Raw genomic sequence first — 26,436 nt, forward strand, 5'->3', positions numbered from 1 at the left:
GCTCGCCGCAACCTGGGTCGGGCCGCCCGCCGGCAACCTGGGTCGGGTCGCCGGCCGCAACCTGGGTCAGGCCGCCGGGCCGCCGCTGGTCGGCCAACCCGGGTCGCCATCCGCCCTAGCGTCGTAGCATCCGCTATAGTAGACACTCCGCATGAAGGCGAAATGCTCGAAGTGGCCGCTCGCGCGGCTCGGGGTTCAACGGTGGTCGCACGCACCCTGAAGCTGGGCGCGTTCATGCGCCCGGTCAGCATTCACACCGGCGCCTGGCGCTACCCAGGGGCCTACCCGGACGCGAACTTCAACTTCGCGCACCTCAAGCGCTTCGCGCAACGCCTGGAGCAGGCTCGCTTCGACGCGTTCTTCATGGCCGATCACCTGGCCGTGTTGAACATGCCGCTCAACGCCCTCGCGCGCAGCCATACGGTCACGTCGTTCGAGCCGTTCACGCTGCTCTCCGCGCTCGCCGGCGCCACCGAGCACATCGGCCTGGTGGCGACCGCGTCGACAACGTTCGATCAGCCGTTCCACGTGGCCCGGCGCTTTGCGTCCCTCGATCACCTGAGCGGCGGGCGCGCCGGCTGGAACATCGTCACCACCGCGAACCCGGACGCAGCCCTGAACTTCGGGCTCACCGAGCACGTCGAGCACGACGAGCGCTACCGGCGCGCGCGCGAGTTCTTCGACGTGGTCACCGGGCTCTGGGACAGCTTCGCCGACGATGCGTTCGTGCGCGACGTCGAGGCCGGGATCTACTTCGACGCGGCGCGCCTGCACGTCCTGGATCACCGGGGCAAGCACTACTCGGTGCGCGGTCCCTTGAACATCGCGCGCCCGGTCCAGGGCTGGCCGGTGATCGTGCAGGCGGGCGCCTCGGAAGCAGGCCGGCAGCTCGCGGCCGAGACCGCAGAGGTCGTGTTCGCGGCGCAATCCACGCTGGAAGGCGCGCGCCGCTTCTACGCCGACGTCAAGGGCAGGCTGGAGCGCCTGGGGCGGCACCCCGACACGCTCAAGATCTTGCCGGGCGCGCTGGTCGTCGTGGGGGACACCGTCCAGGAGGCGCAGGAGAAGCGCGCGCGGCTCGACAGCCTCGTGCACTTCGACAGCAGCATCGCCTCGCTCTCGATCGCGCTCGGCTGCGACGCATCGCGGTTCGATCCGGACGCGCCGCTCCCCGAGATCCCGCCCACGAACGCCGGCCAGAGCGGGCGCGAACGCGCGATCGAGCTGGCGCGTCGAGAAAGGCTGACGGTGCGGCAGCTCGCGCAGCGCCTCGGCGGCTTCGGGGGGCTCGCGTTCGTCGGCACGCCCGGGACCATCGCGGACCAGATGGAAGAGTGGCTGGTCCAGAACGGCTGCGACGGCTTCAACATCATGTTCCCCTACTTGCCGGGCGGCCTCGACGATTTCGTCGATCGCGTCGTCCCCGAGCTCCAGCGCCGGGGCCTGTTCCGGCGTGAGTACGAAGGGCGAACGCTGCGCGAGAACCTGGGGCTCGCGCGGCCCCCCAACCGCTTCTTTCCGACCGCCGCCGCGGCGCGCTGAGCGCTGCCGGGGCGCCCGTTCGATAACCCGTCAACTCCCCAGCCGTCGCGCACGAGGATAACGATGTCACGTGCTACAGTCACCTTGAAGACCCGAGACGGGCAGACCGAGGCCTCCGTCTTCCGTCCCGACTCCGGCGAGGGTCCCTGCGGATAGGACAAGCCAACCCGCTCCGCAACGTCACGATTCTCTTGTACCGATGCGCCACCCGTCGGCCGCTCCCCTTCGCTTGCGCCTGCTCCTCTCCATCGGCGTGGTCCTCCCGGCGGGGCCTGGATGCAGCCGCGAGCCGGCGCCGGCTCCCCCAGCGGGATCGGCGGCCGCGCGTCCGTCGTCGGAGACGCCGTCAGCGGGGCCGGTCGCGCCTCCGCCGCCGGTGGGAGCGCCGGGGAGCACCATCCGGGGCGAGATCGCGGGCGTGCGCTACCTCGAGCACATGACGGGCGGGGCGCGACCCGACGAGCGGGTGCCTATGATCGTCGCGCTGCACCCCATGGGCGGGGACCCCGCGGACTTCCTACAGCTGCTCCGGCGCTACCGCCGCCGCGCCCGGCTCATCCTCCCGTACGGCCACCCGAGCGGCGGGATGTACATCTGGTACGACTCCGTCAGCGACGACGTCGCCGCCCCCCTGGTCACGCGAGAAGCAGATCGGATCGCCGCCGCGCTCGCCGCCCTGGTAGCCGCCCGCCCCACTGTCGGCCAGCCCCTCGTCACCGGCTTCTCGCAGGGCGGCATCATGACCTTTGCCCTGGCGGTCACCCACCCCGAGGCGCTGGCGGCCGCCTTCCCCATCAGCGGTCTGCTCCCGCCGTCGCTCTACCCGTCGGCGGCGCTGAGCTCGGGGCCGCGCCCGGCGACGCTTCCGCCGGTCACCGCCTTCCACGGCGCCTCCGACCTGGCGGTGCCGACCCGAGGCGCGCGCGCCTCGATCGCCGAGCTGCGGCTCGCCGGGTACACCGCGGAGCTGCGCGAGTACGCCGGGGTCGAGCACGACACCTCCGACGAGGAAGTGGGCGAGATCTTGGAGCGGATGGGGCGGGCCGCCGACGGCCTCGGGAACGCGGCGCCGGCGCCTTGAAGCGGGCGCGCTCGTCGACTTCTGCGCGGGACGCGCAAGGGGGGTAGCTCAGGGCAGGACGCTCGCACCCTCGCGGAGCGCCGGGAGGCCCCATGTCCGCAGCGGCGCCGACTGAGAAGCTTCTGGGTGTACAAGTGGACATGCGGTATGGCGCTCGATGTCCTCGAGTGCCCGGCCTGCAAGGGCAGGATGAAGCTCGTCGCCATGATCACCGAACCGAGCAACATCGCCCGCTTCCTCACCGCGCTCGGCGAGCCGACCGACGTTCCAGGCCGCTGCTGACGATGGTGCATGGCGAGGTCGAGCGCGAGCGGGTGTCGACTGCGCTGGGCGCTGTGCTGCCGTGGGCTGATGTTGGATTCGACGCGCCGCGAACCGCGACGGCGGCCGTTGGGACGAGCTCAGTACGGTACAGCTATACGGTAGGATGCCTTCCGCTTGGTGCTACGTCGCGGTAATCGCAGGCGTTTCACGAGTGGAAGGCCTGTCTCATCGCATGAGGATTGTTCTGTCGATGATCTCGTACACTCGGACTGCACGAGTCAGGAACGGCTCCGAGAATCTCGACTTTGCGGAGCGTGTTTGCTTGTCCTATCCGCTTGCGTCACTGCAATATTGACGCGCGAGCGCCAAGGTGGCCGCTGCGGTTTGGAGGAGCAAAGATGAACCTTTCTACCATGATGGGCCTCGCAGTGGGCGTCTCGTTGGCTTTCGGAGCAGGCTGCTCTGGAACCGGCGATGACGGCGGAGGCGGAACGAGCAGCGGCGGCACGGTCATTCCTCCAGGTTCGGGCGGCGGCACAGCCGGCGGAGGAGCGGGCACCGGCGGAGGAGCGGGCACCGGCGGAGGTGAGGTCGGCGGCAATGGCGCAGGCGGAAGCGGCAGTGCGACCAACGCGGGCGGCAGTGCCGCGGATGGTGGGGCTACCTCGGGTTCGGGCGGTGAGACGGGTGGAGGCTCGGGCGGTGAGACGGGTGGTGGAGGCTCCGGCGGGGCCGCGCCCATCGATTGCGATTCCGGCGGGGCAGTGATGACCTACCCTACCCTTCCGGGCGCCTCCGAGAGCCCGCTCTATACGGTGACGGCCAACGGGGCGGCGCAATTCGTCGAAAAGATGACCAAGTTTGGCCAGGAGATGCAGGTGCACTACGCCCACTTCGGCGTGGCAAGCGGCTGCAAGGCGACCGTCGCCGTCACGGTGAACGGCGGCTTCAGCTCCTACACCTTGAGCCCGAAGAGCCGAATGCTGTCGGCGACCAAAAACGGTGACACGCTCACCTTCGACAGCGGGCCCAACTACTTGATCCTGCAGATCGCCTCGAAGGAATTGCTGTTCGTCCTCATTGACGACCAAGAGATCGATCCGCCGAAATTGGGCGACGCCGACGTGAAGAGCCTCGCAGACTACGGCGTGGACAACACGGGCGCAGCGCTCGTCACCTCCAAGGTGCAGTCCGCCATCGACGCCGCCTCCGGATCCGCGCAGAACATCCTCTACGTGCCTCCGGGACGCTACAAGACCGGGGAGTTGTGGCTGAAGAGCAACATGACCATGTATCTGGCGGCCGGCGCCATCCTGGACGGTTCGACCAGCACGGGCGACTACAATGGCACGGGCGCACCGGCCGTCGAAAACACCTCCCACGGCGTGGTTCACATGAACAAGGTGAGCAACACGAAGATCCTCGGTCGGGGGGTGATCGACGGCAACGGCTCGAAGATCCGTGGCACCAACAACGATACACCCTCTTTCAAGATCAACACCCTCCGGATCGACGACAGCACGGACGTGTTGGTCGACGGCATCGTCGTGCGCGATCCAGTCTTCTGGAACACGCTGATCTTCGACAGCGACAAGGTGACCATCCAGAACTTCAAGGTGATCAATCGCCGCCCCACCACAACAGCTTACAACCAAACCGACGGAGTGGACTTCGACTGCTCCACGAACGGTAAGCTCTACAACGCCTTCATCTACAGCGGTGATGACAGCATGTCGCCGAAGCGCGAGCAAGAAGGCAAGCTGGACACCAAGGCCATCACCTATGAGAAGGTGGTTGCCTACAGCAACTCAGCGGCGACGAAGATCGGAACCAAGACCTACGGCCAGGTGATCGAGGATATCACCTTCAAAGACCTCGACATCGTCAAGGCCGGCCGGGCCCTCGGGATCAACGCGGACGACACCGCTGTCATCCAGAACATCACCTGGCAGGACGTCAGGGTCGAGACGGTCGACGGCAGGATCATCGACTTCGAAGAAGATGCAACGGCAACCTGGCGCAACGCTCCCAACCGGGCCACGGTCAAGGAAGTGTTCATCAACAATGTTGCCTCTGCCGTGAACAAAGAGATCTACATTCACGGCAAGTCGAGCACCGTGAACTTCAATGGGATTCACTTCGACAATTTCACCATCCAGGGCAACAAGGTCACGGGTCGAAACGGCTGGAACGTGAACCAGTACGTGTCCAACATCACGTTCAAGTGAAAGAACGCCGAAAGCCAACTCCTCCGGAGTTGGCTTTCCCAGGCACCCGTTGCGTGGGCAGGCACCTACGTGCTTTCGAGCGCTAGGGCCGCGGATCCACGGTCAAGTAATCGGTGACGCCCTCGAAGACGACACCAGGTGGCGTGAAATAGATGTCCGTGATCGGCGCCCCGCCCGGGGTCGTCGAGATGACCGGCGCCCCGCCTCCCCAGTAGTTGTGCTCGGCGAACAGGTAAATGCGCGAGTCCGGAACCACGTCTGCCGGCGAGAACGACACCGACACATCTCCGTCGACCGGGGCGACAGGATCGATGCCGGCTGGATTCACTCCTGGCGGCAGATTGCCGGGTACGCCATTGTTGACGAAGCGATTGTTCCCGACGCTCCCGAGCGTCCCGCCGCCCAGATCGATGACAGCCCCGCCATCCGCTCCAATCGGCACGGAGCTCGACTGCGACCAGTAAACGGCTTCTCCCGTCAGGTTCTCGAACGAGGAGTTCTCGACCAGGACGTGAAGCTGGTCGATCTTGTTCGTGTTCACGGTCCGGGTCGGTGCCACCCTCAAACCGATCCCGCGGCCGAGGCCCGAGATGTCGACGTTCCGAACGGTGAGATTAATCGCCTTGGTCTGAGGCATTTCCGTCCCGCTGTACCGAATTTGCGCGTCCTCGTTGCCGTTGTTGTTGGTCACGGGGTCGTAGATGCCGTTCGTGTTCCTGTTGCTGAGGACGGAGTCGCTGATCGAGACATTGTAGGTGCCGTTCTGCGGGTTGGCGGCATCGATGAGCTTGACGTTCGTGCTCGCTGGATCGCTCAGATGAGCACGGCGAATGTCGACGTTCAGGATGCCGTCCGCGCTCGCGTGGTGCTGGATCTCGATCGAATCGCCGTTGGCGTTGTCGCCCGTGAGGAACGGATTGCTGATCGAGACGTCCCACACGTCCGCGTCCACGAGGGGGCTGTAGCCGCAGGCCAGGAACACCAGGCCATCGGCCGCGAACGTTCCGAACGGCGAGAGGTTCGACGCGTCGTAGTTGGTCAACTCCAAGTTCGATACGGAGTGGTCGATCGTGATGAGCGTGATGCCTCTCGACCGGACCACGTGGTCGGTGATCCCGATCGTCGTCGGATCGGGAAGGTCCTGCGACAGGTCCTTGATGACGTTGTGATCGACGTCGAACGTGGAGGTCACGCCCGTGTCGTCGATGAGCATGATCCCGTCAGAATTGCTGTCGCGAATCACGTTGCGCTTGATGTCGACGGTCCCAGCGTCGGCGATCGATCCCGGCGCGCCGAGAAAGCTGCAGTAGCTCTGCGCCTGCAGCTGCGGATCGAGCAGCGGCGTCCCCCGCGCGTCCGGACCGCACGACACCAGCGTAATGGCGCCGAAGTGGTTCGTCTGAGGCGCGAAGAGGATGTAGCCATTCGGCCATTCGCCGGCGCACGTCGTGCCGCTGCACGTCGAGGGCGGCGGCCCCTCGATCTCGGGCAGATCGTGGACCGCCATGTCGTTGGTCATCAGGTTGTCCTCGATACATGGATTCTCGGCGTTGATGCCGAGAATCGATGAGCGGAACGCGTTGTCGATATGGATGTTCCGAACCACGTTGTTCTTGGCCAGCCGGATCACGTCTCCGTCGTAGCGGGCGCCGCTCGTATTGGTGAGCGTCGCGCGGGCGCTATGGGGGTTGGCGACCGTCACCTTGGGGCCCAATCCAATCAGCTGTTGTCCGTCCTTCAGCTGAATCCCACCGTCGAGCACGCCATGGGACTGAATTACATAAAGGGTGTCGCCGGGGCCGGAGCGAGCCTCCAGGGCCTGTAACGAGTTGAAGGGCCGATTCTTCGAGCCGTTGCCTGCATGCGGCGGATCAGCCTTGACGTACCACGTGGCGGCCTCGCTGCTGCCTGCAATCAGCAACACGCCCAGCATGACCAGCGACGAACCGCCTGCCGACAGTCCTCTGTCGCGCAACTTCATCTGTGACCTCCCCCCGAGTCGGTTGATGGCAGTAAACAGCGGCCTAATGTTCTGTAGTACAAGGAAACTGTCAAGGCTCGGAGGACGGCGATCGAGGGTCGCCAGCGGACATCTCGGGGCGCTGACGTCGAGGGCGCGACGAGGGCGTCGAGATCGGCTCCAGCGAGATCAACGTGGCTGTCCACGACGATCAGGGGAGAAGGAATCCCAAACCGTTCTTGACTCGTGTTTCGCCCTTTTTGTTGCCTATCGACCGGGGCACCTCTCCGAGGAGAATGCCGACGGTTCCGCGCCGCGCGCTCGCGCGTCGCGCTGTCATACCGCGCATCCCTCCATCTTCGTCCGCAGGGGTCCGTCGAGGGGCGCGCGGGGTGGCGAGCGAGCGGCTTCGGACGGCATCCCGCGGCGGGAGGTGCTACCCCCTCGCGCACCGTGAGCCCCCGCTTTCCGCAAGAGCAGTCATCCGCTACGCCCGCTTCCAGCGGCCGGACCTCGTCCCCGCCCGCTTCGGGGGGCCCGGTCCGCTTTCCCGAGGAGCTGCCCATCTCGGCGCGGGTGCTCGATATCGCCCGGGCCATCGAGGCGCACCAGGTCGTCATCGTCGCGGGCGAGACCGGCTCGGGTAAGACCACGCAGCTCCCCAAGATTTGCCTGGCCATGGGCCGCGGCCTCTCCGCGCGGATCGGCGTCACGCAGCCGCGCCGCATCGCCGCGACCAGCGTCGCGGCCCGCGTCGCCAAGGAGCTCGGCGTCGAGCTCGGCAAGGAGGTCGGCTACAAGATCCGCTTCTCGGACAGGACGAGCCCGGCCACGTACGTCAAGTACATGACCGACGGCATCGTCCTCGCCGAGATCCAGGGCGATCCGCGGCTCTCGGGCTACGACACGCTCATCATCGACGAGGCCCACGAGCGCAGCCTCAACATCGATTTCCTGCTCGGCTACCTCAAGCGCCTGCTGCCAAGGCGCCCGGATCTCCGCGTCATCGTCAGCTCCGCGACGCTCGAGACCGACAGGTTCGCGGCCTACTTCGGCGGCGCTCCGGTCATCGAGGTCTCCGGCCGCACGTACCCCGTGGAGGTCATCCACCGCCGCCCGGAGAGCGGGGAGGCCGAGATCGCCGACGCCGTCGCCGCCACGGTCGAGGAGATCACCTCGATCGATCCGCGCGGGGACATCCTCGTCTTCCTCCCCGGAGAGCGGGAGATCCACGACACCATGGCCGAGCTCACGCGCCACGGCCTGCCGCACACGACGCTGCTGCCGCTCTACGGGCGGCTCCCTCAGGGCGACCAGCAGCGCGTGTTCCAGTCCTTGCCGGGGCGGCGGATCGTGCTCGCGACCAACGTCGCGGAGACGTCGCTCACCATCCCGGGCATCGTGTACGTCATCGACTCCGGGCTCGCCCGCGTCAACCGCTACAGCCCGCGCACGGGCGTCACCCAGCTCCAGATCGAGCCCATCTCGCGCGCGAGCGCCGATCAGCGCAAGGGGCGCGCGGGCCGCGTGCAGAGCGGCGTGTGCTTCCGGCTCTACGACGAGCAGGACGACCGGGGGCGGCCCGCGTACACCGATCCGGAGATCCTGCGCGTCGGCCTCTCGGGCGTCATCCTCCAGATGAAGGCGCTCGGGCTCGGCGCCATCGAGGATTTCCCCTTCCTCGACGCGCCGTCGAAGCGCGCCGTGGACGAGGGCTACAGGGTCCTCGAGGAGCTCGGCGCCCTCGACGACGCGGCTGAGCTCACGGACATCGGCAGGAAGCTCGCGCGGCTGCCGCTCGACCCGCGGCTCGGCCGGATGGTCCTGGGCGGCGAGAGCGAGGGGGCGCTGGCCGAGGTGCTGATCATCGCCGCCGCGCTCGGCGTGCAGGATCCGCGGGAGCGGCCGCTCGCCGCCCAGAAGCAGGCCGACGACGCGCACCGGAAGTTCAAGGACGAGGCCTCGGATTTCGTGGGGCTCCTGAAGCTGTGGAGCTTCTACCAGGACGCGCAGGGCCGGCTGACCCAGAACCAGCTCAGGAAGGCCTGCCGCGACCATTTCGTCTCGTACCTCCGCATGCGCGAGTGGGCCGACGTGCACCGTCAGATCAGCCGGATCACGAAGGAGATGGAGTTCTCGCCGAACGACGCGCCCGCGAAGGGCGACGCCATCCACCGCGCGCTGCTGCCCGGGCTGCTCAGCCGCATCGGCATGTGGAACCAGGAGAACAAGGTCTACCTGGGCGCCCGGCAGACGCGCTTCCAGCTCCACCCCTCGTCGGGCCTCGCGAAGAAGCCGCCCGCGTGGATCATGGCCGCCGAGCTGGTCGAGACGTCGCAGCTCTTCGCCCGGATGGCGGCCGCCGTCGATCCCGCGTGGATCGAGGCCGCGGCCGGGCCGCTCTGCAAGCGCAGCCACAGCGACCCGCACTGGGCCGCGAAGCCGGCGGCCGTGATGGCGCGGGAGCAGGTGACGCTGTACGGGCTGCCGATCGCGCGGGATCGGCGGGTCGACTTCGGGGCGATCGACCCGAAGTCCGCGCGCCAGATCTTCCTCCTCCACGCGCTGGTCCGGCAGGAGTACGCGACGCGCGCGCCGTTCATGGACGCGAACCGGCGGCTCTTCGAGGAGGTCAGCCGGCTGCGCGACAAGGCGAGGAGGAGCGAGATGCTGGCCGACGAGCACGCGCTCGAGCTCTTCTTCGACCGGCGCGTCCCCGAGGGCGTTTATAGCGGCAAGACGTTCGAGGCGTGGCGGAAGGAGGCCGAGGCGGAGGACCCGCGGGCGCTCCACCTGTCGCTCGCCGACGTCCTGCTCGACGAGGCCGCGGAGCTCACGCCCGAGCGCTTCCCCGATTCGCTCGAGCTCTACGGCGCCGCCGTGCCGCTCTCGTACCGCTTCGATCCGGGCGAGGACGACGACGGCATCTCCCTCTCGCTGCCGCTCGTGCTCCTGCCGCAGGCCGATCCCGACGAGCTCGAGTGGATGATCCCCGGGTGGCACGCCGAGAAGATCGCGCAGCTGCTCGAGTCGCTGCCGAAATCGCTCCGCAAAGCGCTCGTCCCGCTCGCCCCCCTCCGCGAGGTCGCCCGGGAGATCGCGGCGGAGCTACGGCCGTTCCAGGGCCCGCTGCGGGCCGTCCTCGCGCGCGCGGTCGAGGACCGCACCGCCGAGCGCGTGCCCGCCGACGCGTTCCGGCCCCAGGATCTGCCGCCGTACCTGCGCTTCTATTTCCGCGTGGTCGACGAGGACGGCCGGGTGATCGGCGAGGGGCGCGAGCTCCGGGAGCTCAAGGAGCGGCTTTCCGGCCGGGCGCGTGAGGCCTGGGCGAGGGTCGGCAAGGCGGGCCTGGAGCGGGACGGGCTCACGTCGTTCAGCGTCGAGGCGCTGCCCGAGCGCGTCCAGGTCGACGCCGGGCGCCACAAGGTGTTCGGCTACCCGGCGCTGATCGACGGGGAGACGTCCGTGTCGGTGCGCGTGCTCGCCTCGAGGGCCGCGGCGGCCGAGGCGACGCGCGCCGGGCTGCGGCGGCTCCTCTTGCTGCAGCTCGGGGGCAAGATGAGCCAGCTCGAGCAGCCGCTGCGGAGCGCCGTGGCCGTGAGCGGCCTCGGCGCCAAGGTGGCCCCGGGCGAGCCAGGCCTCGCCCGGCAGATCGCGCTGCGCGCGCTCGACGAGGCGTTCCAGCTCGGCGATCCCGGCGCCTTTCCGAGGACGAAGGCCGCGTTCCTCGCGCGCCTGGACAAGGGCCGCGGGTCGCTGCAGGGCGTGCTGGGGAAGCTCGCGGGGCTGGCGCGGGAGATCGGCGTCGAGGTCGACCGCGTGCAGGCGATGCTCCGGTCGATGACGGGGAAGCCGGGCGCGCCGAGGCCGGCGCTCGACGACGTGCGCACGCAGGTCGACTTCCTGCTGCCGGTCGGGCTCTTCTCGCGCGCGCCGCTCGATCGGCTCGCGCACCTGCCCCGGTACCTGCGCGCCGCGCAGATCCGGCTCGAGCGGCTGCCCAACGGGCCGCAAAAGGACCAGAGCAAGGCCGCGCAGGTGCTGCCGTTCTGGCAGGACTACCTCAAGCACCAGCAGGGGCTGCGCGACAAGGGCGTGCCCGCGGAAGAGCTCGAGTCGTTCCGCTGGCTGATCGAGGAGCTCCGGGTGTCGCTCTTCGCGCCCGAGCTGAAGGCGGCTGTCCCCGTGTCGGCGCAGCGGCTGACGGAGCAGTGGAAGCGGCTGCTGGGATAGCGGCGCAGGGACGCGCGCGACCACGGCCCCGAACAGGGCCCCACGACCGCGCCGCGCGCCGCGCCCCGTCCGACGCACGGCCGCCGCCGGTTTCCCCGACCGGGTTTTTCCTTAAGACGTACGCCCGCTTGGCCGCGGCGCACCCGCTCCAATGAGCACTGGACGCAGCGCTCACCCCGCTGGCAGGCTGCGCGCCGGCGAGGCTCCTCGTCCGGGTCCTCGGTGAGCGATGCAGGCAGGTGACATCATCGACGGCCGGTTCTGCATCGAGCACCTCGCGGCCTCGGGCGGGATGGGGGCCATCTACCGGGCCCGCGATCAGGAGACCGGCGAGGCGGTCGCGATCAAGCTCCTGACCACCGAGAGCGCGCAGCACCTCGTCCGCTTCGAGCGCGAGGCCCACGTGCTCGCAGCGGCCCGCGTGCCCGGCGTCGTGCGCTACGTCGCGCACGGCGCCACCGCGTGGGGACAGCCGTTCCTCGCCATGCAGTGGCTCGACGGCGAGACGCTCTCCGACCGGCTCACCCGCCAGGGCCTCACGCTCGAGGAGACCCTCGATCTCGGCCTCCACGTCGCGAGGACGCTCGGCGCCGTCCACAGGCTCGGCCTCGTCCACCGCGACCTGAAGCCGAGCAACCTGCTGCTCGAAGGCGGCTCGCTCGAGCGCGTGCACCTCATCGACTTCGGCCTCGCCCGCGCCGTCGCCGACGAGCCGCTGACGGCCGCCGGCCTCGTCCTGGGAACGCCCGGGTACATGGCCCCCGAGCAGGCGCGCGGCGAGCTCAGCGTCGACACCCGCGCCGATGTGTTCGCCCTCGGCTGCATCCTCTACCGCTGCCTCACCGGCCGCGCCGCCTTCCAGGGCAACGCCGGGCTCGCCGTGCTGATGAAGGTCCTCCTCGAGGAGCCGCCCCGCGCGCGCGACCTCCGGCCCGCCACCCCCGCCGCGCTCGACGACCTCGTCGCCCGCATGCTGGCGAAATCCCCGCTGGATCGGCCGGCCGACGGCGGCGCCGTGGCGGCCGAGCTCGCCACGATCGACGCGCCCGAGAGCAGCGTCGGCGGGCCCCGCTCCTTCCCGCCGCGCGCGGTGGAGCTCACGACCGGCGAGCGGCGCGTGACCTGCCTCGTGGTCACCCGCGAGCGCGCTATCAACTCGAGCAGCGCGGCGGAGCCGCGCTGGGGCAACTCAAGCAGCGCGGCGGAGCCGCACCGGGACGACGCAGGCGCCGCGGCGGAGCCGCACAGGGACGGCGCACGCGACGCGGCGGAGCCACGCCAGGCGGAGCTCTGGCAGCTGCACGACGTGGCCGAGCAGTACCGCGGCGAGCTCGAGCTCCTCGAGGGCCGCTCGCCGCTCATCGTGCTGTCCGGCGCGGGCGCGCCGACCGACCTCGCGGCGCGGGCCGCCCGGTGCGCGCTCGCGCTGCAGGAGCTGCTCGGCGGCGCGCCCGTCGCGCTCGCCACCGGCCGGGCGGAGCTCTCGGCGCGCGTGCCCGTCGGCGAGCTCATCGACCGCGCCTTCCAGATGCTCGCGGCCCACGACGACCGCTCCCTCCCCGCGGGCGTCCGCATCGACGAGGTGACCGCGGGCCTCATCGGCATGCGGTTCGACGTCACCGAGGACGCCGCGGGCCGCGTCCTGCACGGGGCGCGCGACGAGCGGACCGCGCAGCTGCTTGGCAAGCCGACCACCTACGTTGGCCGCGAGCGCGAGCTCGCCATGCTCGTGGCCGAGGTCGATCGCTGCATCGACGAGGGCGCCGCGGGCGCGGTGCTCGTGACGGCCGAGGCCGGGATGGGCAAGTCGCGCCTGCGCAAGGAGCTCATCCGCAAGCTCCGCGAGCGGGGAGACAGGTTCGAGGTCTGGATCGGCCAGGGCGACCCCATGGGCGCCGGCGCCGCCTTCGGCCTGCTCGCGAGCGCGCTCCGGGACGCGCTCGGCGTCGCGGACGGCGAGCCCCTGGAGGCGCGGCAGCGCAAGATCCGGAGCCGCGTAGAGCAGCACGGGGGCACGGACGCGCCGCGGGTCGCGGCCTTCCTCGGCGAGCTGGTCGGCGCGCCGTTCCCCGACGAGCACGACGTGCAGCTCCGGCTCGCGCGGCGCGACGCCGTGCTGATGGGCGACCAGCTCCGCCTCGCCTGGGAGGACTTCCTCCGGGCGGCGTGCCGCGCGGGGCCCGTGCTCCTCGTGCTCGAGGACCTCCAGTGGGGCGATCTCCCCACCGTCACGATGGTCGACGAGGCGCTGCGCCAGCTCAAGGACATGCCGCTGCTCGTGCTGGCGCTGGGGCGGCCCGACGTGCGCCGGCTCTTCCCGAAGCTCTGGGAGGGCCGGCTGGCCCACGAGCTCCACCTCACGCCGCTCCCGCGCCGCGCGAGCGAGCGGCTCGTGCGCGAGGCGCTGGGCGCGCACGCCCGGCACGATCTCGTGGGGCGGCTCGTCGAGCGCGCGGACGGCAACGCGTTCTTCCTCGAGGAGCAGATCCGCGCGGCCGCCGAGGGCAAGAGCGAGGGCCAGCCGGAGACGGTGGTGGCCATGGTGCAGGCGCGGCTGGAGACGCTCGACGCCGAGGCGCGGCGGCTCCTCAGGGCGGCGAGCATCTTCGGCGAGACGTTCAGGTCGAGCGCGGTCGCGGCGCTCCTCGGGAGCGCGGACATCGCGCAGGTCCTCGCGGAGCTGCTCCGGCGCGAGGTGATCGTGCGGCGGGGCGAGGGGCGGCCGCGGGACGACGCGGAGTACTGCTTCCGCCACGCGCTCGTCCGCGAGGCCGCCTACGGCATGCTGACGGCGCGCGACCTCCGCATCGGCCACGCGCTCGCGGGCAGCTTCCTCGAGGCGGCCGGCGAGGGCGATCCGAGGGCCCTCGCCGAGCACTTCGAGCGCGGCGAGGAGCCCGAGAAGGCCGCCGAGTGGTACCTGCGCGCGGCCGACAACGCCCTGCGCGGCAACGACCTCGCCGAGGCGATCGCCTGCGCGGAGCGCGGCATCGCCTGCAGGCCGGATCCGGCCGCTGTGGGCGCGCTCCGCCTCGTCGAGGCCGAGGCGCTGCTCTGGCGCGGCGAGCCGGCCCTCGCGGAGCAGCGCGGGATCGAGGCGACGCGGCACCTCGTGCCGGGCTCCGTGGCGTGGTTCTCGGCGTTCACGCAGCTCGCGGGGGCGGGGCACAAGCAGGGCCACTACGAGCGCGTCGAGCGCTGGATGATGGTCGTCCTCGGCACGGAGCCGCTCGACGGCGCGCGCATCGCGAGGAACGCCTGCCTGCTCGAGGGGGCGATCGTGCTCCTGCTCGGCGGCCGCTACGCGTGCGTCGACGCGCTGATCGACGCGGTCGAGCGGGCGACGGAGGACGCGTCGGCCGCGGATCTCATGATCGAGGCGAAGCTCCTCTACCTGCACGGCCTCCTCCGGCAGCACAACGGCGATCCGAGCGCCTGCATCGCGAGCATGAGCGCGGCGCTCGCCGCGTTCGAGGACATCGGCGATCGCCGCGAGGCGTGCCGGGCGCGGCTCAACATGGGCCTCTGCTACGTCCAGTTCGGGTACTTCGAGGCGGCGGCGGGGGTGCTGCGCGCCGGGCTCGAGGAGGCGGAGCGGATGGCGCTCGACGACCGGGTCCCGAACGCGCTGCAGAACCTCGGCCTCGCGCTGGCCCACGCGGGCGAGGTCGACGCGGCGAGGACGGCCCTGCGGAGCTCGATCGAGGCGCTCACGCGCCGCGGCGACCGGCGGCGGGAGTGCGAGAGCCGGCTCCAGCTCGCGCGCGTCCTGCTCCTCGCGGGCGAGCCCGCGCTCGCCGAGGCGGAGGCGCAGGCGGCCGAGGCGCTCGCGCGGGGGGTGCCGGAGCGGCTCCCCGCGGCCATCGCGGCGCGCGCGCGCGCGCTGCTCGATCTCGGGCGCGCCGGCGAGGCGCTCGCCGCCACGACGGAGGCCCTGTCCCTGCTCGAGTCGGGCCGCCGTGACGAGGAGGGCCCGCTGGTGCGCCTTGTCCACGCCGAGGCGCTGGCCGCGACGGGCCAGATGGCCGAGGCCAAGGGCGCCATCGCCCTGGCCCGCAACGGGCTGCTCGTGCGGGCCGGGAGGATCGGCGATCCTGTCTGGCGCGAGCGCTTCTTGCGCGATGTCCCCGACAACGCGCGGATCCTGGCGCTCGCGCAGGGCTGGCTCGACGGACAGCCGCCCTGAAGCGGCTCCCGCTCTGCAGAGAGGGTCGGTCTTTCGCGGGGAAGCGCCGATTCCGCGGCACTTTCCTGCTCCACGGCGGGTGGAATCATTTTGTCGCGCTGGATAGGCGACGTCACACGTAAGCTGAGTGCCTCCATCTGACCTTGTGATTGCGCGCAGGGAGGCAGCTCCATGATCCGGTCGTCCGTCGTGTTGATTCCCCTCGTGGCCATCGCCGTGGCAGTCTCCTGCAGCGACGAAAGGAGATTCCGGCCGCCGACGTCGGGGGACCTGCCCTCCGCCAGCAGCACGACCAGCGGCGGCGGACAGGGCGGCGCCGGCGGGCAAGGCGGCGGCGCCGGCGGGCAGGGCGGCGGCACCGGCGGACAGGGCGGCGCCGGCGGGCAGGGCGGCGCCGGCGGGCAGGGCGGCGCCGGCGGGCAGGGCGGCGGCGACATGCCGAGCTGTTCCAACGGCGCGAAGGACAGCAACGAGACGGACATCGACTGCGGCGGTGCCTGCGCGACGCCGTGCCGGGTCGATCAGGCGTGCGCGGAGGCCGCGGACTGCTTCTCAGGGCGGTGCGAGGAGAGCGGAGGCAGCGGCGGCGCTGGGCGCGCGTGCGTGGCGGCGCAGTGCGACAACGGCGTGAAGGACGGCGACGAGACGGACACCGACTGCGGCGGCGGCGCCAGGCCGCGCGGCGGCAACCCGGCGTGCCCGCCGTGCGCGACCAGCAAGGCCTGCGCAGCGGGCTCGGATTGCGAGTCGTTGAGCTGCGTGAACGGCCAGTGTCTGGAGCCGACCTGCAGCGACGCCGTGAAGAACGGCAAGGAGACCGACGTCGATTGCGGCGGGCTCTGCGGCGGCTGCGCGCCTGGCGACGCGTGCTCCAAGTCGACCGACTGCCGCGAGCTCGTCTGCTACGAGCAAATCTGCCAGGACGCGACATGCAGCGACGGCGTGAAGAACGGCAAGGAGACCGACATCGACTGCGGCGGGACGGAGGCGTGCAGCACCCGGTGCCCTGCGGGGCAGCGTTGCAACGCCAACACCGATTGCGCGACGTCGATCTGCAACACGACGAACCACGTCTGCGCGTGCCCGGCGTGGATGGTGATCTCGCCCGTGAGCGGCGGCGGGAGCTACTGCATCGATCAATACGAGGTGACGAAGCAGGATTACGAGGTCTTCCTCCAGGCGAACCCGGTGCTCGCCGGCATGCCGGCGGAGTGCGCAGGGAACATCTACCGTCCCTCGTTCGGGTGGCCCTACACGGAGGGGCGGGTGCCCGTCACCTACGTCGACTGGTGCGACGCCTACGCGTACTGCTCCTACATGGGCAAACACCTCTGCGGCAAGATCGGCGGAGGCGCGAACTCGCCTGCCGACTTCGCGACCCCGACGCGGAGCGAGTGGTTCAACGCGTGCTCCGGCCAGGGCGTGAACGAATACCCGTACAGCGATCTCTACAGTGAGGCGACCTGCAAGGTGGAAGACCCGACCGGCGAGCTCGCCAAGAAGCCCGTGCCCCCCAACCCCATCCCGCCGATCTCGCCCTGCGAAGGCGGGATCACGGGCCTCTTTCACATGAGCGGCAACGTGGCGGAGTGGGAGAACTCGTGCGACGCGCAGGGCAATTGCCTCGTCCGCGGCGGCTCACGGGCCTCGCAGCAGGACGCCGATGACATTGCGCGCGACGCGCTCAAGGCGGCCAGGTGCGACGCGCTCCTGGACCAGGATCGCCTCACCCCGTCTCCGGACATCGGCTTCCGCTGCTGTCTCTGAGCGCCCGCGCCGGATACGCGCCAGGCGGCCGCCCGGCCGCCGCGCTCGCGGCGGGCGCAGAGGGCGCTCGACGCGCCCCGCGCCGGCCGCCACCGCCAGCGGGCGGCGGCCGCGCTCATCGGCGCCGCCGCCCGGCCGACGAGCTCACTGCGCCGGTTCGGGATCGCAGCCGTAGAGGACGTCGACAGCGGCCATGGAGTCGTCCTGGACCAGCCGGCACGCATCGGGACAGAGCGTGATCATGTCGTTCGCGATGTAGAAGGAGCCCGGGGTGCACGCCGCCGCGCTCGCCACCTGGTCGAACGACTGCGGATCGCTGCCGTCGCCGGGCGTGTACTGGACGACCACGGTCGAGAGGTCGATGACCTCCCCCGGCGGCGAGTCCGGCACCTCGAACTCGCACGCGACCACCGCGCCCGTGATGACGCCCTCCGCGATCGCCTGGAACACCACGTCATAAGAGCTCGTCTGGCAGAGCGGGAACCTGAGGCCGCCCGTCCTCTTGCTGAGCGTCTGGTAGCCCGTTCCCGGCGCCACGGCGGTGCCGCACATCTCCTCGACCACGTCCGCGTCGGGCGCGTAAGCGTCCGTGGCGACCGTGTTCTCGTGGAGCCCGACGATGCTGTGAAAGACGTAGTTGGGCGCGGTCACGTCGCCGAAGACCGCCGGGTCCAGGCCGAACAGCATCTCTTCGAAGTCCGTGGCGACGTCCTCCCATTCCTGTCGCGTGTCGTCGATATAGATGTTGCGCGGCAGGTGCGTCGACTGGCAGCCCACGTGGTCGTCGGTGATCACGGTGATCACCTTGAGCGAGTCCTCGCGCACCCACTCCGACCACCCGGCCGGCGCCACGCCGAACTCGTCGGGCAGGCCGCCGTTGTAGCTCCCGAGGAGCACGCAGAGCGCGTCGTTGCTCCTGATCTCGTGGCTGTAATGGTAGAAGACGGGCGGGTTGTTCCCCGGCGCCTCGGGGACCGGGGAGCAGCTCGCGGCGCTGAGCGGGGCGCCGACGCAGATCGAGTCGTCGACCTCCGCAGCGCCGTGCGCGGAGATCATGATGACGCGGTAATCGATGCCGCTCTCGCCGATGATCGAGGCGAAGCTCTCATTGATGTTGTTCTGTACGCTGATGATCTCGTTCGCCATGCTGGGCGAGTTGTCGATGACGAACACGATGTCGACCGGCCGCTTCGTGAGCGTGGCGTGGGCGACCGTGGCGACACAGGCGGTGTCGGGCGTCACGGGGCCGCTGCCGCCCGTGTTGGAGCCGCTGGAGCCGTTTCCGATCATCCCCCCGTCTTCACCGCCCGCGCCGCCCTCGCCCCCGCCCGCGCCGCCCTCGCCGCCCCCACCCACGCCGTCGCCTCCACCGACGCTCGCTCCAGCCGTCGCGCTCGCCTCGCCCTCCGCCCCGGAGCTGCAGGAGCACCCTGTGGCGCCGGTCATCACCAGGACACCCAACCCAACAAGCGGAACCAACATGGTAGACCGGGAGAGCTTCACATGAACCTCGACCGCTAGGGCGCATGAACGCGCCATTCCAGATTGCACAACTGCAACGAGATGTGGTGACGATTTTGGCCCGACCGCGATTTTTCTCGGGGGCTGTTCCATGACATGTGTCATGGAAGGGCCTTTGTCATTCCACGTGGTGCGCACGGCGAGGCGCGTGGAGGGAGGCGCGGGCAGGCCGGCGGTGACCGGCGCCGGCCACCGGTCACCGGCCGCGAAGCGCGGGCGCCAGCTGGAACGCGGCGCCGCGGCGCGTCGGGCGCCTCGGCTCCTCCGACGCTCCGCGTGGGCTGGATGGTCTCTGCACAATGCGCCCCTAGGATGCAGGTATGAGCCTACGTCATGACTTTCCTCGCATCGGCATCGATGCGATCGCCCTCGCCGTCCCCCGCCGCTTCGTCGACCTCACCGAGCTCGCCGAGGCGCGAGGGATCGCACCATCCAAGTACCTGACCGGCCTGGGGACCCGCCGGATGGCGATCGCCGCGCCCGACGAGGATCCGATCACCCTCGGGGCCAACGCGGCCCGCCGGCTGTTCCAGCGGTCGGGCGCGAGCCCTGCGGACATCGGGCTCTGCGTCGTGGGCACCGAGACCGCCGTGGACCACGCGAAGCCGGCGGCCTCCTTCCTCCACGGCCTGCTCGGGCTGCCGAGCGCGTGCCGGGTCTTCGAGGCCAAGCACGCCTGCTTCGGGGGCACCGCGGGCCTCCTCAACGCGGTGGACTGGATCGCCTCGGGCTCGGCCCGCGGCCGCGCCGCGCTCGTCGTGTGCTCGGACGTGGCGCGCTACGCGCTCGGCTCCGCGGGCGAGCCCACCCAGGGCGCCGGCGCCGTGGCGCTGCTCGTGCGCGAGCGCCCGCGCCTCGTCGAGATCGAGGTCGGCCAGACCGGCACGTACGCGCGCGACGTCTACGATTTCTGGCGGCCGCTCCACCACAAGGAGGCGCTCGTCGACGGTCACTACTCGGTGCAGTGCTACCTCGACGCCCTCGCCGGGGCCTACGGCGACTGGCGCCGCGTGGCGGGCGACGGCGATCCCCTCGCGCGCACCTGCTACCACGTCCCCTACGGCAAGATGGCCCGCAAGGCGCACCGCCACCGGCTGGCGATGGACGGCCTGACCGAGCAGGCCGCCGACGAGAGCTTCGCCGTCGAGGTGGAGCCGTCGCTCGATCTGCCGTCGCGCATCGGCAACATCTACACGGGCTCGCTCTACCTGGCGCTCGCGTCCCTGCTCAACGCGGAGGCCCGCGCGCTCGAGGGGCAGCGCGTCGGGCTGTTCAGCTACGGATCCGGCTGCTGCGCCGAGTTCTTCGCGGGCAGGATCGGGCCGGAGGCCGGGGCGGTCGCGGCCGCCCTCGAGATCGACGCCCCGCTCGACGGGTGCCACCGCGCCTCCGTCGCGGAGTACGAGGCGCTGCGCAAAGGCGACGAGGCCGCCGACCGCCGGCCGGCGCCCGAGGGCGCCGAGCGCGCGGCCGCGCGCCTCGACAGCCGGGTGGTGTACCTGGGGCTCGACTCGAGCGAGCGGCGCGTCTACGCCAACGAGTGAGCGCCGGAGCGGGCGGCTCGCTCAGCCGGAGCCGGACGGTAGGGACGTGAGGTCCGAGAGCTTCACGGTGAAGAGCTCCGCCCCGCCGGCCGCTGCGACGACGACCCGCAGCGTGCCGGAGGGGGCCGGTCGCTTCAGGCGCGCGGCGACCGCGCGCGTGACCGGCGCGAGCGGCGCGATGATCTCGGCCATCGCCGAGCGCGCCATCACGCCGACCAGCATCGGCGCGCGCTCGCCGGCGGCCAGGGCGGAGCGGAGCACGCGCTCGGGTTCGAGCGCCGGGTCGCGCTGCTGCAGGCCGATCGCGATGAGGTAGCCCGTCGGTTCTCGCAACGAGAGGAGATAACCCGTCAGCGGCGAGGAGGCGCTGCTGCGGGCCGGAAGGCGCTGCAGCAGGCGCGCGAGCTCCGGGCGGTGATCGGCGAGCAGCTCGGCCCGCTCCTCGTGATCGGACATGCCCGCCCGCCCTTGCTTCGCGTAGGCGTTCGGCGTGAGACCGCGATTCCGCGGGGTGATCGTCGCTGCGTCTTTCGGGACCATGTTCCTCCAGCGAGGGCTCCTGCCCTCCGTGTTGTTTGTTCCGGTCACCGCGCCGCGGGTGTCACGAAATCGGACGCGACCTCGCATCGCTCGCAAACACCGGCCGCACGGCGCTGCACCGGGGCGCTTCGAGCCCGCTCCGCCGCGCGCGCGCCCGTTCGCGCCCCGGCGGACGACCGCCCGGCGCGCACGGCCGGCGGAGAGGGCACATCCTCGTGCGGCCGATGGCCGGCCAGGGGCCGGGAGCGGGCCGCGGAGGCGCCCTGGACCCCGCCTCGATCGGCAGAGAGCGCGCGGCGACGGCTGCGCCCGTCGTCCATCGCGAGGGCGCGGCCCCCGCCCGCGGCGAGGGCGCGGACCTTGCGATGAGGCGCCGCGAGCTCGCTGCCCTCCGGCGTGGAGCGCTCCGGCGCCCGGTGCGCCTGCGCGGAGGAGCGCCAGCCAGAGGGAGAGCCAGCCGATGCGAGATCGAATGGGGAGGATGGGACAGGTGATGGCCGCAGCCGCCATGGTGGGGGGCTGCGCCTCCACCGAGGCGCCGCGGGACCCCGCGCCGTCGGTGGACGGCGCGGCGGCGGCGCCCGCGGCGCCCGACACGGCGGTGGCCCCCGCGCGCCTGCGGGCGGCGTACATCGCGGCCGTGCAGGCGTCGGCGCCCGAGAGCTACCGGGTGATCGAGGTGTCCCCGGGCGGGAACGAGGCGAGCCTGCGCGCACCGAACCCGGCGCACCGGCTCGCGGCCGATTTCAGCGCGTCGGGCGTGCGGATCGCGCCGGAGGAGGGCGAGGCGCGGTGGAGCTTCTCGATGGCCGCCGCCCGGTACGGATGCGCGGGCGATCTGCGCGAGGTCGCGCGCGCGTCCCCGAGCGCCACGAAGAACCGCGTGGAGCTCCGCCGGCAAGGCGAGGCGCCGGGCGAGGAGCTCGTGGAGTGGTACGTGAACGGGCCGCTCGGGCTGGAGCAGGGCTTCACGGTGCCCGGGGCGCCTCCCTGCCTCGCCCCCGGGGACCAGGACCTCGTGATCGAGCTCGCCCTGGGCGGCGATCTCCGCGCGACGCCGCTCGCCGGCGGCGACGGGGTCGCGCTGCGCGAGGCGTCCGGCGCGGTGGCGATGCGGTACACGGATCTCCACGCCACCGACGCCGCGGGGCGGACGCTGCCCGCGTGGATGGAGCTCGGCGTCGACGAGCGCACGCTGTCGCTGCGGGTGGACACCGCCGGGGCCGCGTACCCGGTGACGGTGGATCCGCTCGCCGCCTCGGAGCGGACGGCGCTCATCGCGGTCGACGGCTCGACCCCGATCCACCTGAACGGCGACGCGATCGCCATGTCGGGCGACACCGCGATCGTCGGGGCGCCCGGGAGCGCGGCGTACGTGTTCGTGAAGAGCGGCGGCGCCTGGACGCAACAAGCCAGGCTCGTCCCGGGCGACGGGCCCGCAGGCGACGGCTTCGGCACCTCGGTCGCGATCTCGGCGGACACGGCCGTGGTCGGGGCGCCCTGGGGGACCGGGGGCGCGGGCGCCGCCTACCTGTTCGTGCGGAGCGGGGGCGTGTGGTCCGAGCAGGCCAAGCTCGTCGCGAGCGGCGGCGCCTCGAACCCCGCGGGCGGAGCGGTCGCGGTCGACGGGGACCGGGCCGTCCTCTCCGCCGAGACGTCGGTCTACGTGTTCGCCCGCAGCGGCGGGGCCTGGAGCGAGGAGGTCGAGCTCGTCGCCCCGGCCGGCGCCAACGCCTGGAGCACGCCGCCCGTCGCGATCGAGGGCGGCACGGTGGTCGTGGGCTCGCCGGGGGACTCGTGGTGGTGGGAGGGCGACGGCGCGGGTGCCGCGTTCGTCTTCGAGGCGAGCGACTGGGGCGACGCGCGCAGGCTCGCGGCGCACCCGCCGGATACGTTCGATCGCTTCGGCAGCTCGGTCGCGATCTCGGGCGGGCGCATCGTCGTGGGCGCGCCGGGCACCGACAGCCCGCCGATGCCGTGGTACCGCCTCGGGCGGGGCATGGCGTACGTGTTCGACCGCGGTGCGAGCGGCTGGAACCAGGAGGCCCGGTTGATCGCGAACGACGGCAGGACCGGGGACGGCCTGGGAGGCGCCGTCGCTGTCTCCGGCAACGCGGCCATCGTCGGCGCGATCCTGGCCGATCGCTTCGATCAACCGGACGCGGGCGCGGCGTACGTGTTCGTGCCGACGGGCGGCGAGTGGGTCGAGGGCCCGCAGGCCAAGCTCGCCGGCAGCGGACCGACCGGCAGCGCGTTCGGCAAGACCGTCGCGATGTCGGGGAGCTCGGTCATCGTGGGCTCTCCCGCGTACGCGTTCGAGCTCGCCCAGGACAGCGACGCCGACGGCGTGATCGACGCGGACGACAACTGCCCTGCCGCCGCGAATCCGTCGCAGGTGGACAGCGACGCCGACGGTCACGGCGACGCGTGCGACCCGCGGTGCGTGACCTTCCGGCGCGGCCTCGGCGGCGACGTGGCCGACGCGACGCTCTGGCAGGTCTCGCCCACGTGGAACGACGCCGTGAGCACCACGCTCTCGACGGGCACCGGCACGGGCGGCGTCCGGCGGAGCCTCCTCCGGTTCAACCTCGCCGGCGTCCCGGCGAGCGCGGAGATCGCCTCGGCGACGCTGTCGCTGTACCAGACGTACAAGATCGAGAGCAGCACCGTGCGCGTCCACCGGGCCACCGCCGCGTGGACGGAGTCGGGCGTCACGTGGGGCAACTTCGGCGGCGGCGGCCATTTCGATCCGGCGATCGAGGCCTCCTTCGTCACCGGCGGGCCAGGCGGCACCACCGGCTTCCGGAACGTCGACGTGACCGCGCTCGCGCAGGCCTGGGTGAGCGGCGAGCTCGCCAACCACGGCGTGCTGATCGAGGAGGCCGCGGTGACCCGGAGCTCGCTGCGGAGCAGCGAGAGCGCGAGCACCACGGAGCGGCCGGCGCTCACGGTCTGCTACCACGACACCTGCGAGGACGGGATCCGCAACGGCGCCGAGTCCGGCGTGGACTGCGGGGGCCCGAGCTGCGCGCCGTGCGCCCCCGGCAGCGTCCTCTGGAGCAGGCTCTTCATCAACGGCTGGTACGAGTCGATGCGCGCGCGCGCCGTCGCGGTCGACGGCGCGGACAACGTGATCTTCGGCGGCTACGCCTATGGCCCGATCGACTTCGCCGAGAACGGCGCGCCGGCCTCCATGGAGCTGTGGAATACCCAGTTCCTCGCGAAGCTCGACCCCGCGGGGTACGGGGGGTGGAACACGCGCCCGCTCCACGGCAACACCGTCCGGAGCGTCGCCGCGTCGGGGGCCGGCGAGCTGCTTGTGGGCTCGAACACCGGGCTGCAGCGGTACAGCGCGTGGGGCGAGCTCCTCGCGGAGGTCGAGGGCCTCTACCAGGTCGAGGTCGCCCGGGCCGGCTCGGGCGCCGCGCTCGCCAGCGTCCTCTGGGACGCGGTCGATCTCGGCACCGGCCCCCTCGGCGGCGCGCCGGGCAGCGAGCTCCTCGTCGCGAAGCTCGGCGCGGCGGGCGCGCCGATCTGGACCAGGACCTTCGCGGCGGACCCGTACGACAGCGACCCCACGAGCGTCGCCGTCGACGGCGCGGGCAATGTCATCGTCCTCGGCAGCTTCTCCGGCGCCCTCGACCTCGGCGGCGGACCGCTGGCGAGCTCGCCCGCGGCTCAGGGCACGTACCTGGCGAAGTTCGATGCGGCCGGGAATCACGTCTTCAGCCGGGTCGTCTCCTGGGCGCCGGGCGACGGCGAGGTCGCCGCGACCCCGTCCGGGGACCTGGTCGTCGCCCTGGGAACGACCGTGACCAGGTTCACCGACTCGGGCGCTCCGCTGTGGAGCGTCGATACGAGCGGCCTCGGCACGCTCTCCAGCTACTGGGACATCAGCTCTGTCGCCGTGGACAGCGCCGGCAATGTGTTCGTCAACCCCCGCGGCGCTGTCGCGAAGCTCTCGCCGTCGGGCGCCGTGCTGTGGTCGGTCGACCCGATCGGCGACGCGGAACACGGGCAGATCTTCGATCTGGCCGTGGACAGCGCCGGCAACGTGATCGGCGCGGGCACGTACGACCACGAGGACGCGATCGTCGTGAAGCTCGCTCCGTAGCCCGGGCAGCGCCCCGGCGCGGTCGCGGTCGTCGCGGGCTCCTGGCGCCTGGCCAGGAGCCCGGGATCACGAGCTCCGCGCGCGGGCGGTCGACTCCAGCCCGCCGGGCACGAAGTCCGTCCCCTTCTGGACACGGTCGTTCCACGTCTCGGGGGGCTTGCCTGAAGGCACTTCCCGCATCGTGATGCACCCCGGCACCGGGCACACCAGCGCGCACAGATTGCAGCCGATGCACTCCTCTTCGTCGACGAACGGGACCCGCGACGGCGCCGCCTCCCCGCTCGGATCCGCCGTCACCGCGCGATCCGGGAGGACCTTCGGGAGGTGGGTGTGGCCCGCCGCGCGCGCCTCCGCCTCCGTCCTCCCCGGCAGGTGGATGCACTGGTGCGCCCCGTCCATGCAGGCGACGTAACAGAGCTGGCACCCGATGCACTTGTCGGCGCTGATGTCCGCGACCACGCGGTACGACAGGTCGAGCTCGCCCCACTCCTGGACCTGCGGGATCGCCCTGCCGCGCAGCTCGTTCACCGAGCGCATCCCGTGATCGTCGAGCCAGTCGCTGAGCCCCTCGATCATCTCCTCGACGATGCGGTAGCCGTAGTGCATCACCGCGGTGCAGACCTGGACGCTCGTCGCGCCGAGCGCGATGAACTCGGCGGCGTCGCGGGAGTTCGAGATGCCGCCGATGCCGGAGATGGGCAGCCGGCCGACGCCGGGGTGGCGCGCCAGCTGGCTCAGCAGGTGGAGCGCGATCGGCTTGACCGCGGGCCCGCAATAGCCGCCGTTCGTCGACGCGCCGCCGACCCGCGGGAGCGGGACCATCCGCTCCAGATCGACGCCCATGAGCGACTTGACCGTGTTGATCAGCGAGACGCCGTGCGCCCCGGAGCGGAGCACGGCCTCGCCCGGCTCCAGGATGTCGCCGACGTTGGGCGTGAGCTTCACGATGACCGGCGTCGTCGCGAACTCGACGGCCCAGCGCGCGATCTCCTGGAGGACCGCCGGCTCGTTGCCGACGGCCGAGCCCATGCCGCGCTCGCACATCCCGTGCGGACAGCCGAAGTTGAGCTCGAGCCCGTCCGCGCCCGTGTCCTCGGCCTTGCGGATGATCTCGCGCCACTCGTCCTTCGTCTCGACCATCAGCGAGGCGATGAGCGCGTGGCTCGGGTAGCGCCGCTTGATCTCGCGCATCTCCTTGAGGTTCACGTCGAGCGGGCGATCGGTGATGAGCTCGACGTTGTTGAGCCCCATGAGCCGCGTGTTGCCGTAGTCGATGCCGCCGAACCGGCTCGACACGTTGACGATAGGGTTCCCGAGCGTCTTCCAGACCGCGCCGCCCCAGCCGGCGTCGAAGGCGCGCCGGACCTGATCTCCGGTGTTGGTCGGCGGCGCCGAGGCGAGCCAGAACGGGTTCGGGCTCTTGATCCCGGCGAAGTCGATAGAGAGGTCGGCCATC

The 26,436-nt window shown here is 71.3% G+C and carries 13 protein-coding genes; 9 read left to right on the forward strand and 4 right to left on the reverse strand.

Features of this window, described 5'->3' with window-relative positions; all coding sequences use genetic code 11:
* Positions 1-201: 201 nt before the first annotated feature.
* From POL72_RS12130 to POL72_RS12145, 4 genes are all read left to right on the forward strand, one after another.
* Entirely contained in the window at positions 202-1,542 is a 1,341-nt protein-coding gene (locus POL72_RS12130) for an LLM class flavin-dependent oxidoreductase (RefSeq protein WP_272095305.1), read from the forward strand.
* A 199-nt stretch (positions 1,543-1,741) separates the two neighbouring features.
* A complete protein-coding gene (locus POL72_RS12135; RefSeq protein WP_272095306.1) occupies positions 1,742-2,623 on the forward strand; it encodes an alpha/beta hydrolase in 882 nt (293 codons plus the stop codon).
* Between the two features lie 126 nt (positions 2,624-2,749).
* The gene (locus tag POL72_RS12140) at positions 2,750-2,905 is read left to right on the forward strand and encodes a hypothetical protein (protein WP_272095307.1); all 156 of its coding nucleotides are present in this window, start codon (positions 2,750-2,752) and stop codon (positions 2,903-2,905) included.
* 380 nt (positions 2,906-3,285) lie between these two features.
* Positions 3,286-5,115 (forward strand): glycoside hydrolase family 28 protein, encoded by a 1,830-nt coding sequence (locus POL72_RS12145; protein WP_272095308.1) that lies wholly within the window; start codon positions 3,286-3,288, stop codon positions 5,113-5,115.
* A gap of 82 nt (positions 5,116-5,197) precedes the next feature.
* On the opposite strand, the gene POL72_RS12150 is transcribed toward POL72_RS12145, so the two are convergent.
* Positions 5,198-7,096, reverse strand: a complete 1,899-nt coding sequence (locus tag POL72_RS12150) for a hypothetical protein (protein WP_272095309.1) — start codon at positions 7,094-7,096, stop codon at positions 5,198-5,200.
* A 555-nt stretch (positions 7,097-7,651) separates the two neighbouring features.
* Between POL72_RS12150 and hrpA the strand changes: the two genes are divergently transcribed.
* The 3 genes from hrpA (at position 7,652) to POL72_RS12165 (ending at position 17,261) form a co-directional block, all read left to right on the forward strand.
* Entirely contained in the window at positions 7,652-11,308 is a 3,657-nt protein-coding gene (gene hrpA, locus POL72_RS12155; protein ID WP_373372169.1) for an ATP-dependent RNA helicase HrpA, read from the forward strand.
* 229 nt (positions 11,309-11,537) lie between these two features.
* A complete protein-coding gene (locus POL72_RS12160; protein ID WP_272095313.1) occupies positions 11,538-15,494 on the forward strand; it encodes a serine/threonine-protein kinase in 3,957 nt (1,318 codons plus the stop codon).
* A 171-nt stretch (positions 15,495-15,665) separates the two neighbouring features.
* Complete coding sequence (locus POL72_RS12165) at positions 15,666-17,261, forward strand: SUMF1/EgtB/PvdO family nonheme iron enzyme (protein ID WP_272095314.1); 1,596 nt, start codon at positions 15,666-15,668, stop codon at positions 17,259-17,261.
* Positions 17,262-17,405: 144 nt separating this feature from the next.
* Here the strand turns inward: POL72_RS12165 and POL72_RS12170 are convergent, their stop codons facing one another.
* A complete protein-coding gene (locus POL72_RS12170) occupies positions 17,406-18,707 on the reverse strand; it encodes a hypothetical protein (RefSeq protein ID WP_272095315.1) in 1,302 nt (433 codons plus the stop codon).
* Positions 18,708-19,102: 395 nt separating this feature from the next.
* Between POL72_RS12170 and POL72_RS12175 the strand changes: the two genes are divergently transcribed.
* Complete coding sequence (locus POL72_RS12175) at positions 19,103-20,326, forward strand: hydroxymethylglutaryl-CoA synthase family protein (protein ID WP_272095316.1); 1,224 nt, start codon at positions 19,103-19,105, stop codon at positions 20,324-20,326.
* A gap of 21 nt (positions 20,327-20,347) precedes the next feature.
* Here POL72_RS12175 and POL72_RS12180 read toward each other — a convergent pair whose 3' ends face one another.
* A complete protein-coding gene (locus POL72_RS12180) occupies positions 20,348-20,866 on the reverse strand; it encodes a hypothetical protein (protein WP_272095317.1) in 519 nt (172 codons plus the stop codon).
* A gap of 493 nt (positions 20,867-21,359) precedes the next feature.
* Here POL72_RS12180 and POL72_RS12185 point away from each other — a divergent pair, with 493 nt between their 5' ends.
* Positions 21,360-24,980: a DNRLRE domain-containing protein gene (locus tag POL72_RS12185; RefSeq protein WP_272095936.1), complete on the forward strand. Its 3,621-nt coding sequence runs from the start codon at positions 21,360-21,362 to the stop codon at positions 24,978-24,980.
* 66 nt (positions 24,981-25,046) lie between these two features.
* On the opposite strand, the gene preA is transcribed toward POL72_RS12185, so the two are convergent.
* Positions 25,047-26,435 carry an NAD-dependent dihydropyrimidine dehydrogenase subunit PreA gene (gene preA, locus POL72_RS12190; protein WP_272095318.1) on the reverse strand — a complete coding sequence of 463 codons (1,389 nt, stop codon included), beginning with the start codon at positions 26,433-26,435 and terminating at the stop codon, positions 25,047-25,049.
* Position 26,436: the final 1 nt, after the last annotated feature.

The sequence above is a fragment of the Sorangium aterium genome, from assembly GCF_028368935.1.
In the GTDB taxonomy this organism is placed as follows: domain Bacteria; phylum Myxococcota_A; class Polyangia; order Polyangiales; family Polyangiaceae; genus Sorangium; species Sorangium atrum.